Consider the following 12,081-nt stretch of genomic DNA (forward strand, 5'->3'; position numbering starts at 1 on the left):
CTTACTGACCGCGCATCTGCTGGTGCTGCTGTTTGATTTGTTCCGCCACCTGCAACAGGCTGGCCTCAATTTTTGCCAGCCTGGCGGCCGGGGTAAACAGGCAGGGCTGATGCTGACTGAACAACCGGCGCTGTTCCGCCAGACGCTGAGCCAACTGGTCCATTTCGTCGAGCATTGCCTGAGGCGTTCCCCCGGTCTTTATACCGGGCAGGGCCAGCAGCGAAGGCTGACGACTGACGTCCAGTACCGTCAGATGCAGTTTTTCGTCCACTTCCAGATCGATCTGCTGGGCAAAGCCGATGCCGTTCAGTTTGGCGCGTACGTCGCCGCCTTTTTGCAGCCAGTTTTCCAGCACGCTGTTTTCAATACTCAGATGGTTGACCTGAATATCATGCAGCTGCAGCGGTTTTTGCAGCAACAGTGTCAGGGGACCGGTGCCGAGCGGCGTGGCCAGGGCAAACTGCGGCTTTCGGCTGAACATGCCGCCTTTTTTTACCAGTGTGATCGCCTGACTGTCGCTCTGCTGTTGTTGGTGCTGCAGCCAGCGGGTGTGGATCTGTTGCAGCTGGATCAGCAGCGTTTGCTGTTGGTAGGCCGACTCGTTCAGCAACTGCTCTACTTGCTGCTGCAGCAGTTTTAGCGAGGTGAGATCGTGCCACAGGCAGTCTTTCAGCAGCAGCAGGTCGATCGGGGCCACGGCGTCGCGACCACTGAAAAAGGCGCAGGCCTGCAACAGGCGCAATGCCTTTTTCCATCGGCGATCGGAAACGTAAGGAGCATGGTCCAGCGCATCCAGCCGCTGACGCAGTTGGAATATCAGTTCGAAGCAGCTTTCAGGCAGCTTGATTTTGTCGATCTGCGATTGCCACTGGTGATACTCCTCGTCGGTGATGCTCAGGGCTTCCGGCACCGGGTTTTCATTCTCGTTCTGGCGGCTGACCAGCAACGAGCGAAAGTTCTGCTTGTCCTGCACTTTGTCCAGCCACAGGCGTATCAGCATGCGGTCGTACAGCGCTTCCAGGCTGCTGTCGGCTTCCGGTAATTCATTGGAGGCGGTGACCAGCAACCGCAGGGGGATCGGTTCCTCCGCGTTGCCGTTACGGAAGCGACGTTCGTTGATCGCGGTCAGCAGGGTATTGAGGATTGCCGGGCCGGCTTTCCAGATCTCATCCAGAAATACGATTTCCGCTTCGGGCAGGTAGCCGGCGGTCAGGCGCTGATAGCGGCCTTCGTCTTTTAACGCCTGGATGGATAACGGGCCGAACACCTCTTCCGGCGTCGAGAAGCGCGTCATCAGGTATTCAAAGGAGCGCGCATGGCGAAAGGCGAATTTTAACCGGCGTGCAATCAGGCTTTTGGCAATGCCCGGTGGACCGAGCAGGAACACGCTTTCACCGCTGAGCGCCGCCAGCAGACACAGGCGAATGGCTTCCTGACGTTCATAAAGACCGCTCTCCAGCGCGCTGCTGAGGCGGGAAATCCGTTCTGCAAGAAGTGATGATGGCGCCATATTATTGTCGTGTTGTCCGAGAGTTAGCCAATCTTGGTGGATAATCCGATGATAAACCACCATTATTTTTAATGGTATAGCTTGTTGATTAGTAAAATCTTTCTATTATCAAAAGAGCGGCCGGTTCACATTTTGTTTATTTTTTGGGTCTGATATAAGAGTAGGCAAGCAGTATAAATCGTGCATACTGTGCGCCTTTTAGTGGGCGTAACGGATCTTAGAGCCCGTATCTCTGGCTGATGCGGATGCATCGCTAACGGATGTTCTAATAAAGAAACGAATTATGAGCACAGAGCATAAACAGTCCTTATCGGCGGTAACCCTGGCGGCAATTGGGGTGGTTTACGGTGATATCGGCACCAGTCCTCTCTATACTCTCAGAGAGTGTTTCTCCGGCCATTACGGCTTCGATGTTCGTCCAGACGTAGTTTTCGGCTTCCTGTCGCTGATTTTCTGGATGCTGATCATCATTGTTTCCCTTAAATACCTCACTTATGTCATGCGGGCAGATAACGCCGGCGAAGGCGGGATCCTGACGCTGATGTCGTTGGCCGGGCGTAATACTTCAGCGCGCACTACCGCAGTGTTGGTGATCCTGGGCCTGATTGGCGGCAGCTTCTTCTATGGCGAGGTGGTGATCACCCCGGCGATATCGGTGATGTCCGCGATAGAAGGGTTGGAAATCGCCGCTCCGTCGCTCGATGGCTATATCGTTCCTCTGTCGATTCTGGTGCTGACGCTGCTGTTCGCCATCCAGAAACACGGTACCGGCAGCGTCGGTAAGCTCTTTGCACCGGTGATGCTGCTGTGGTTTATCGTCCTGGCGGTACTGGGGGCGCGCAGCATTATGGCTAACCCGGAAGTGTTGCAGGCGTTGAACCCGAAATGGGCGCTGAACTTCTTTATTGAATATAAGAAGGTTTCGTTCTTTGCGCTGGGTGCGGTGGTGCTGTCGATTACCGGCGTTGAGGCGTTGTACGCCGATATGGGCCACTTCGGCAAATTCCCTATTCGCCTGGCCTGGTTCACCGTGGTGCTGCCTTCACTGGTGCTGAACTATTTTGGCCAGGGCGCTCTGTTGCTGAAAAATCCGGAGGCGATCAAGAACCCATTCTTCCTGTTGGCGCCGGACTGGGCGCTGATCCCGCTATTAATTCTGGCGACGCTGGCCACGGTTATCGCCTCGCAGGCGGTGATCTCCGGCGTGTTCTCCCTGACCCGTCAGGCGGTGCGCCTGGGTTACCTGTCGCCAATGCGCATCATCCATACGTCTGAGATGGAATCCGGCCAAATCTACATTCCGGTGATCAACTGGACGCTGTATATCGCGGTGGTGCTGGTGATTGTCGGTTTCGAACACTCCAGTAATCTGGCGGCGGCCTACGGCATCGCCGTGACCGGCACCATGGTGCTGACCAGTATTCTGGTGACGTCGGTGGCGATTAAAAACTGGCACTGGAATCGCTTCTTCGCCGTCGGCATTCTGGTTGTCCTGCTGATTATCGACATCCCGATGTTCTCCGCCAACGCCCTGAAACTGTTCTCGGGTGGTTGGCTGCCGCTGATGTTGGCGCTGGTGATGTTCATCATCATGACCACCTGGAAGAGCGAACGTTTCCGCCTGCTGCGCCGCATGCACGAGCACGGCAATTCCCTGGAGGCGATGATCGCCTCGCTGGAAAAATCGCCACCGGTGCGGGTGCCTGGCACCGCGGTCTTTATGTCACGCGCCATCAATGTGATCCCTTTTGCGCTGCTGCATAACCTAAAGCACAACAAGGTGCTGCACGAACGCGTGGTGCTGTTGACGTTGCGTACCGAGGATGCACCTTACGTTCACAACGTGCGGCGAGTGACCATCGAACAGCTGTCACCGACCTTCTGGCGGGTGGTAGCCAGCTATGGCTGGCGTGAAACGCCGAACGTTGAAGAAGTGTTCCACCGCTGCGGGCTGGAAGGGCTGCCGTGCCGGATGACGGAAACCTCGTTCTTTATGTCGCACGAGTCGTTGATCCTGACCAAACGGCCGTGGTACCTGTTCCTGCGCGGCAAGCTGTTTATTGCATTGAGCCGCAATGCGCTACGCGCGCCGGACCAGTTTGAGATCCCGCCCAATAGGGTGATCGAGCTGGGAACCCAGGTCGAGATTTAACTCCCCCTCAAGGGCTCAGCCACCGCTGGGCCCTTTCTGTTTAACCCCGTCATACTTGAAGCTGCCTCTTTGTTGGCTGCACCAGCTCATCCCGATCACATAGTGGATTATGCTCCCGGGAATTCGCAGGCTTGCCGCCGCGATGCAACGTCAATTATTTAGGGTATCTGTTCTCGGTAACACGAGCGAAACGTTTCGATGACGATCACACTTCTGCATTATCCCGGTTGCCTTCTACTGACGTTTTTTTAAACTCCAGACACAAGCGAAACGTTTCGCTGGCGGAATGAGAAGAACAAGATGAAAAAAGGCGTGTTGCTGAATGCTGATGTCTCTGCCGTGGTTTCCCGTCTCGGTCATACCGATCAGATAGCTATCGGCGATGCAGGGCTGCCTATTCCGGCGGCCACGCAGCGCATCGATTTGGCGCTGACTCAGGGGGTGCCGACTTTTCTACAGGTACTCGAGGTCGTGACGCAGGAGATGCAGGTCGAAAGCGCCATTCTGGCGGAAGAGATCGTTAAGCAAAATCCACAGCTTCATAGCGCGTTATTGGCTCAGCTGACCGAACTTGGCCAACGCCAGGGAAAGAGCATCAGCCTGAGCTATATCAGCCACCAGGCTTTTAAAGCACAAACGGAACACTGCCGTGCGGTGATCCGCAGCGGGGAATGTTCGCCCTACGCGAACGTGATCCTTTGCGCCGGCGTAACTTTCTGAGGCACCTATGCAACCTTTACTGCAACTGAAAGGGATCGATAAAGCCTTTCCCGGCGTGAAGGCGCTTTCCGGCGCTGCGCTCAGCGTGTACCCGGGCAAGGTGATGGCGCTGGTGGGTGAAAACGGCGCCGGGAAATCCACCATGATGAAGGTGCTGACCGGCATTTATAACAAAGACGCCGGCAGTCAGTACTTTCTCGGAAAAGAGGTGGCGTTCAACGGCCCAAAGGATTCGCAGGAAGCGGGCATCGGCATCATCCATCAGGAACTGAACCTGATCCCGCAATTGACCATTGCGGAGAACATCTTCCTCGGGCGTGAGTTCGTTAACCGTATCGGCCGCATCGACTGGAAGCGCATGTATGCCGAAGCAGACAAACTGCTCGCACGACTGAACCTGAGTTACAGCAGCCACCGGCTGGTGGGGGAACTGTCGATCGGCGATCAGCAAATGGTGGAAATCGCCAAGGTGCTGAGCTTCGAATCGAAAGTCATCATTATGGATGAGCCGACGGATGCGTTGACCGATACCGAGACGGCCTCTTTATTTAAAGTGATCAATGAACTGAAGGCCGAAGGACGAGGGATTGTTTACATCTCCCACCGGCTGAAAGAGATTTTTGAAATTTGCGATGACGTCACGGTGTTTCGTGACGGGCAGTTTATCGCCGAGCGTCCGGTCAGTGAGCTACAGGAAGATTCGCTGATAGAAATGATGGTCGGCCGTAAGCTGGAAGAACAATACCCGCGCCTCAACCAGCCGCGCGGTGAAAAACGGCTGGAGGTCAGTCAGGTTTCCGGTCCGGGTGTGCATGACGTCAGCTTTACGCTGTACCGTGGCGAAATTCTTGGCGTCGCCGGGTTGATGGGCGCCGGGCGAACCGAACTGATGAAAATTCTCTACGGGGCAGCACCACGCAAGGCCGGCACGGTCAGCCTCGATGGCCGCCAGGTGGTCACTCATTCTCCACAGGACGGTTTGGCGAACGGCATTGTGTATATCTCCGAAGACCGCAAGCGCGATGGTCTGGTGTTGGGGATGTCGGTGAAGGAAAACATGTCGTTGACCGCGCTGCGCTATTTCAGCCGTGCCGGCGGCAGCCTGAAACAGGCCGAAGAACAGCAGGCGGTGGGGGATTTCATCCGCTTGTTCAATATCAAGACGCCGTCGATGGAACAGCCCATTGGCCTGCTCTCCGGCGGCAATCAGCAAAAAGTGGCAATCGCCCGCGGCCTGATGACGCGGCCAAAGGTGTTGATCCTCGATGAACCGACACGCGGTGTCGACGTCGGTGCCAAAAAAGAAATCTATCAGTTAATTAACCAGTTCAAGCAGGAAGGTCTGAGCATCATTCTGGTGTCGTCGGAAATGCCGGAGGTCATGGGCATGAGCGACCGCATTCTGGTGATGCACGAAGGACACCTTAGCGGCGAGTTCCCGATTGAACAGGCCACCCAGGAAGCGTTGATGGCTGCGGCCGTTGGCAAGCAATACGGCGTAAAGCAGGAGTAATCAGATATGAGTTCCCAGAGTGTGGCAAAGCGCTGGTTCAGTAAAGAGTGGCTGTTAGAGCAAAAATCACTGATTGCTCTGCTGGTGCTGATCGCCGTGGTCTCTTCAATGAGCCCGAATTTCTTCACCCTAAATAACCTGTTCAATATTCTGCAGCAAACCTCTGTTAACGCCATTATGGCGGTGGGGATGACGCTGGTGATCCTCACTTCCGGCATCGATTTGTCGGTGGGATCGCTACTGGCGTTAACTGGTGCGGTAGCGGCATCGATCGTGGGCTTTGAAGTTAACGCGGTGGTGGCCGTAGCGGCGGCACTGGCATTGGGGGCTGCGGTCGGCGCCTGTACCGGGGTGATTGTTGCCAAAGGCAAGGTGCAGGCATTTATTGCGACCCTGGTGATGATGCTGCTGTTGCGCGGCGTCACCATGGTGTACACCAACGGCAGCCCGGTGAATACCGGCTTTACCGACGTGGCCGATACTTTCGGCTGGTTCGGTATCGGCCGGCCGCTGGGCGTACCAACCCCGATCTGGATCATGGCGATCGTCTTTATCGCTGCGTGGTACATGCTGCACCATACCCGCCTGGGTCGCTATATTTATGCTCTGGGCGGCAACGAGGCGGCGACCCGCCTGTCCGGTATCAGCGTCGATAAAGTGAAGATTATCGTTTATTCGCTTTGTGGTTTGTTGGCGGCGTTGGCGGGCGTGATCGAAGTGGCGCGCCTGTCTTCCGCGCAGCCGACCGCCGGCACCGGCTATGAGTTGGACGCCATTGCCGCAGTGGTGCTGGGCGGTACCAGCCTGGCCGGCGGCAAGGGCCGCATTGTTGGTACCCTGATCGGGGCGCTGATCCTTGGCTTCCTGAACAACGGATTGAATTTACTGGGTGTTTCTTCTTACTACCAAATGATCGTGAAGGCAGTGGTGATACTGCTGGCGGTTCTGGTAGAGAACAAAAGCAACAAATAATCTCCCCCTACAGGAATCACGATGATGAAAATGAAAAAACTGGCAATTTTGGCTTCAGCCTTCGCACTGAGCGCCACCCTGAGCGCTAACGCGCTGGCGAAAGACACCATTGCGCTGGTGGTTTCCACGCTGAACAACCCGTTCTTTGTCTCAATGAAAGAGGGGGCGCAGCAGGAAGCCAACAAGCTGGGTTACAACCTGGTGGTACTGGATTCGCAGAATAACCCGGCGAAAGAGCTGGCTAACGTGCAGGATCTGATGGTGCAGGCGCCTAAGCTGCTGCTGATTAACCCAACCGATTCCGATGCGGTCGGCAACGCCATCAAGATGGCCAATCAGGCCAAGATCCCGGTCATCACCCTGGACCGCGTGGCGAGCAAGGGTGACGTGGTCAGCCATATCGCTTCGGATAACCGCGTTGGCGGCAAAATGGCCGGTGATTTCATTGCCAAAAAAGTGGGCGCAGACGCTAAAGTGATCCAACTGGAAGGGATCGCCGGTACCTCCGCTGCCCGTGAGCGTGGCGAAGGCTTTAAACAATCACTGGATCAGAACAAATTCAAACTGTTGGCCAGCCAACCGGCAGATTTCGACCGTACCAAAGGCCTGAACGTGATGCAGAACCTGCTGACCGCTCACCCAGATGTGCAGGCGGTGTTTGCCCAGAACGATGAAATGGCGCTGGGCGCCCTGCGTGCGCTGCAAACCGCCGGTAAAACCGACGTGGTCGTGGTAGGCTTCGACGGCACTGCCGACGGCGTGAAAGCGGTTGAAGGCGGCAAACTGGCGGCTACCGTCGCGCAGCGTCCGGATCAGATCGGCGTGATCGGCGTAGAAACTGCCGATAAAGTGCTGAAAGGCGAGAAAGTGTCGGCTACCATTCCGGTGGATTTGAAACTGGTCACCCAATAAGTCATACCAGCGCCATCAAAACGGGGCGTTTATGATGGCGCGTAATTCAGGAATCAATGCGATGGCAACAGGTAAGCTGGTGGTTCTGGGCAGTATCAATGCCGACCATATCCTTAATATTGAGCAGTTTCCTCGCCCGGGCGAAACGGTGATCGGGAAACAGTATAAAGTGGCGTTTGGCGGCAAGGGCGCAAACCAGGCGGTGGCGGCTGGGCGCAGCGGTGCAGATATCGCTTTTATCGCCTGCGTGGGTGCCGATGACATCGGTGAACGCGTACGTCAGCAACTGGCAAGCGATCGCATTGATACCCAACCGATAGAAGCTATTGCCGACAGCACCACGGGCGTCGCGCTGATTTTCGTTAATGCGGAAGGCGAGAACGTGATCGGCATCGATGCGGGTGCCAATGCCGCAGTGACCCCCGATTATCTTGCACGTTATCAGCAAAAGGTTATCGACGCCGACGCGTTGCTGATGCAGCTCGAGTCTCCGTTGGAAACCGTTATCGCAGCCGCCAGCCTGGCGAAACAGCATCAGACGCAGGTTATCCTTAACCCGGCACCTGCTCGTGAGCTGCCGGACGATCTACTGGCGACTATCGATATGATTACGCCAAACGAAACCGAAGCTCAGCGCCTGACCGGTATTGCGGTCAATGACGATAATGATGCCGCGCGCGCCGCTCAGGCGTTGCACGATAAAGGTATCGCAACGGTGATCATCACCCTTGGTAGCCGTGGCGTGTGGCTGAGTGAGAACGGCAACGGCAAATTGGTACCCGGTTTCAAGGTTAAAGCGGTCGATACTATCGCCGCTGGCGATACCTTCAACGGGGCGCTGGTCACGGCGTTGCTGGAAGGCAAAACCATGGCGGATGCGGTGCGCTTTGCTCATGCAGCAGCGGCAATTGCGGTGACCCGTCCCGGCGCCCAACCTTCCGTGCCCTGGCGCGAAGAGATTGACGCCTTCTTGCAGCAGCAGGAGTAACCCCCTTGGCCACCATGAAAGATGTCGCCCGCCTGGCGGGTGTTTCAACCTCGACGGTTTCGCACGTCATTAATAACAATCGCTTTGTCAGCGACAGCGTGCGAGCCAAAATCATGGCGGCCATAGAACAACTGAACTATGCGCCTTCCGCCCTGGCGCGCAGTCTCAAACTGAATCAGACGCGAACCATCGGCATGCTGGTCACCTCCAGCAACAACCCCTTTTATGCTGAGGTGGTGCGTGGCGTCGAGCGCAGTTGTTATGAACGTGGCTACAGTTTGATCCTGTGTAATACCGAAGAAGATGCCGCGCGTATGAACCGTAATATGGAGACGCTGCTGCAAAAGCGCGTCGACGGTTTGCTGTTGATGTGTACCGAAAACCATCGGCCATCGCAGGATGCGCTGAGTCGCTACCCGTCTCTACCAATAGTGATGATGGACTGGGCGCCGTTCGAAGGGGCTAACGACATCATCCAGGACAACTCTTTGTTGGGTGGCGAGATGGCGACCGATCATCTGATCGCTCGCGGGTATCGCAAAATTGCCTGCATCGCCGGCCCGCAGGATAAAACCACGGCACGTCACCGACTGGAAGGCTATCGCAGTGCCATGCAGCGTGCTGGGCTGGCGATCCTGCCGGGGTATGAAGTGCACTGCGATTTTGAATTTGAAGGCGGTGTCATCGCCATGAAACAGCTGTTGGCCTTGGCTGAACCACCCCACGCGGTGTTCGCCGGCAACGACGCGGTCGCGGTGGGGGCTTACCAGGCGTTGTATCAGGCTGGGTTATCGGTACCGCAGGACATGGCGGTGATGGGTTACGATGATATCGAACTGGCCAAATACCTTGCGCCGCCGCTAAGCACTATCCATCAACCTAAAGATTCGCTGGGCGAATTGGCGATCGATGCGTTGATCAACCGCCTGCAGAATCCGGAACGTGAAGCTCAGGTTCTGGTACTGACCCCTGAGCTGGTGGAACGCGCTTCGGTTGGCCGCCGCTAGCGGGTAGCTTCGGCTTCTTTCTTGCTGTCACGGCCACTGATCAGATTTCGGCCGTCCTTCCTTTTTAACAGCATAAAGACAAATGCTGAGGCCAGGGTGACAATCCCCATGGTGATAAAGGTGTAGTGGAAGTGATCGACCATGGTGCCGAGCGACATAGATTCATAGAAACGCAGCACTGCTGCGCTGATCGCCACGCCGAAGCTGATGGAAAGCTGCTGAGTAACCGCCAGCACGCTGTTGCCGGAGCTGGCATTGGCATCGTTTAAATCCGCCAGGCTGATGGTATTCATGGCGGTGAACTGTGTAGACATCGCCATCCCCAGCACGAACAGCGGCAGGATCATCAACCACAGCGGCATTCCCGGGCTTTGTAATGCAAACTGGGCGATCAGCACGCCGATAATCAACGTGATGCCAACCAGCGTTTTGCGATAGCCGAACCAGCGCAGCACTTGAGTCACGGTGGATTTCGCCATCAGTGAGCCGATGGCCGTCGGTGCCATCATGCAGCCCGCAATAATCGCCGAGTAACCGAAACCGACCTGCAGCATCAGCGGCATCAGGAACGGCACGCAGCCGGTACCCAGGCGTGAAGCGACATTGCCGGCGATCCCCACGGAGAAGGTGCGAGTCTGGAATAAATCCAAACCAATCAGTGGCTGAGGGTGCCTGCGGGCATGAGCGATATAGCCGAACAGCATCACCACGCCGCTGAGCAGAATACCCAGTGAGATATAGCTGGCCAGTACCTGTTCGCCAAACAGCTCAAGCCCGGTAGAAACCAGCACCAGACTCAGGCCAAACAGCATAAAGCCGAGGAAATCGAACCGACGCTTGGGCGTGGTGAAGTCCGGCATATATTTGCGTGCATAGAAGATGCCGAGCAGGCCAATCGGGATGTTGATAAGGAAAATCCAGTGCCAGGTGGCGTAGGTGACCAGCCATCCCCCCAGCATCGGCCCCATGATCGGGCCAACCAGCCCGGGCATAGTCACGAAGTTCAGAACCGGCAACAGCTCGCTGCGCGGGTAGGCGCGCAACAGGGCCAAACGCGCTACCGGCATCATCATCGCACCACCAACGCCCTGAATGACGCGTGAGGTCACCAACACGCTTAGCGTTGGGGAAAGCGCACACAGCAGCGAACCGAGAGTAAATAGCGAAACCGCAAAGATAAACACCCGCCGGGTACCGAAACGGTCTGCCAGCCAGCCACTGACCGGGATCAGCATGGCAACCGTCAACGTATAGCTGATTACGGCAGACTGCATCGCCAGTGGTGAGCGCTCCAGGCTTTGCGCTATCGCAGGCAACGCCGTGTTGAGGATGGTGGCGTCCAGCGCCTGCATAAAGAATGCCATTGCGGCGATCCAGGGGAGCCCTGCCATACTGCGCGCGGATTTAGTCATTATGATTCCCGGTTAACTGTCGTATTCGTCCCTTCATTATTCTTCTATATATAAGTAGGGCATGAGTTAGTCTTTCTCTCTGAGCAAGACCTGGCAGGCGGCTAATGCCCCTGCGCCGTCGCCGGCGAGTATCGCATCGACAATGGCCTGATGGTTCTGGAGCTTAATCACTTCGTTACCGGTGATGGCGCGGAAGTAACTTTGATACACCGAACTGAACAGGTTGGCGAATGATGTGAGAAACGGATTACCGCTGGCCTCATAGATAAGCTGGTGGAACTGGGTATCAACCTGGATCCAGTGCTCGCGGTCAAACTGAACATGCAGTGCCCGCATTTCCGCCATCAGTTCAGCCAACCGTGCCGTTTGCTGCGTGCTGGCGTTGGCAGCCGCCAATGAGCATGCCTGAGGTTCCAGCGAGGTTCGCAGGATAAGGAAATGCTGCATCACCTGATCGAAGTTCTCTTTGGTCATCCACCAGGTCAGTAAATCCTGATCGAGAAAGTTCCACTGGCTTTGCGGCATGACCCGAGTGCCGATGCGCGGACGGGGGAGCAGCATGCCTTTGGCGGCCAGCATCTTCACCGCTTCACGTACCGCGGTGCGGCTCACGCCAAATTGTTCCCCGAGTTCCATCTCCCCGGGCAGGATACTGCCGGCCTGATAATCGCCTGCCAGAATTTGTTGGCCGAGTTTTTCTGCAAGTAGATAAGAAAGATTGCGTTGGGCGGCCTGTTGTTGAGCATTAAATTGCATGGCTGCGAGTCCTTACTGACATTGTTACTCTTATTTTACTCTACGGATCGCCAGCTTTTGTCGCTGATTTCCGGAAAAAGTGACGAAAACGCTGGCTTGTGCAGCGTTTTGTCGAAAAATACCGCGCTTGAAAAGTTTT

Annotated in this window: 10 protein-coding genes; 7 read left to right on the forward strand and 3 right to left on the reverse strand. The window is 56.0% G+C overall.

The window, feature by feature from the left end; genetic code table 11:
* Position 1 precedes the first annotated feature (1 nt).
* Positions 2-1,510, reverse strand: coding sequence for an ATPase RavA (gene ravA, locus ACMGG1_RS24205; protein WP_020837699.1), 1,509 nt, complete (start codon positions 1,508-1,510; stop codon positions 2-4).
* Positions 1,511-1,793: 283 nt separating this feature from the next.
* Between ravA and kup the strand changes: the two genes are divergently transcribed.
* From kup to rbsR, 7 genes are all read left to right on the forward strand, one after another.
* Positions 1,794-3,662, forward strand: a complete 1,869-nt coding sequence (gene kup, locus ACMGG1_RS24210) for a low affinity potassium transporter Kup (RefSeq protein WP_020837698.1) — start codon at positions 1,794-1,796, stop codon at positions 3,660-3,662.
* A gap of 300 nt (positions 3,663-3,962) precedes the next feature.
* Complete coding sequence (rbsD, locus tag ACMGG1_RS24215; RefSeq protein ID WP_020837697.1) at positions 3,963-4,382, forward strand: D-ribose pyranase; 420 nt, start codon at positions 3,963-3,965, stop codon at positions 4,380-4,382.
* Between the two features lie 7 nt (positions 4,383-4,389).
* Positions 4,390-5,895 (forward strand): ribose ABC transporter ATP-binding protein RbsA, encoded by a 1,506-nt coding sequence (rbsA, locus tag ACMGG1_RS24220; protein ID WP_046374849.1) that lies wholly within the window; start codon positions 4,390-4,392, stop codon positions 5,893-5,895.
* 6 nt (positions 5,896-5,901) lie between these two features.
* Entirely contained in the window at positions 5,902-6,867 is a 966-nt protein-coding gene (rbsC, locus tag ACMGG1_RS24225; protein WP_020837695.1) for a ribose ABC transporter permease, read from the forward strand.
* Between the two features lie 24 nt (positions 6,868-6,891).
* Positions 6,892-7,779, forward strand: coding sequence for a ribose ABC transporter substrate-binding protein RbsB (rbsB, locus tag ACMGG1_RS24230; RefSeq protein ID WP_128864861.1), 888 nt, complete (start codon positions 6,892-6,894; stop codon positions 7,777-7,779).
* Between the two features lie 61 nt (positions 7,780-7,840).
* Positions 7,841-8,767, forward strand: coding sequence for a ribokinase (gene rbsK, locus ACMGG1_RS24235; protein ID WP_048759295.1), 927 nt, complete (start codon positions 7,841-7,843; stop codon positions 8,765-8,767).
* Positions 8,768-8,772: 5 nt separating this feature from the next.
* The gene (rbsR, locus tag ACMGG1_RS24240; RefSeq protein ID WP_020837691.1) at positions 8,773-9,774 is read left to right on the forward strand and encodes a ribose operon transcriptional repressor RbsR; all 1,002 of its coding nucleotides are present in this window, start codon (positions 8,773-8,775) and stop codon (positions 9,772-9,774) included.
* Here rbsR and mdtD read toward each other — a convergent pair.
* Entirely contained in the window at positions 9,771-11,186 is a 1,416-nt protein-coding gene (mdtD, locus tag ACMGG1_RS24245; RefSeq protein ID WP_041415120.1) for a multidrug transporter subunit MdtD, read from the reverse strand. The genes rbsR and mdtD overlap by 4 nt on opposite strands.
* 66 nt (positions 11,187-11,252) lie before the next feature.
* A complete protein-coding gene (locus tag ACMGG1_RS24250; RefSeq protein WP_046374852.1) occupies positions 11,253-11,942 on the reverse strand; it encodes a FadR/GntR family transcriptional regulator in 690 nt (229 codons plus the stop codon).
* Positions 11,943-12,081 lie beyond the last annotated feature (139 nt).

Source organism: Serratia sp. BNK-12, from assembly GCF_047456085.1.
GTDB lineage: Bacteria > Pseudomonadota > Gammaproteobacteria > Enterobacterales > Enterobacteriaceae > Serratia > Serratia liquefaciens.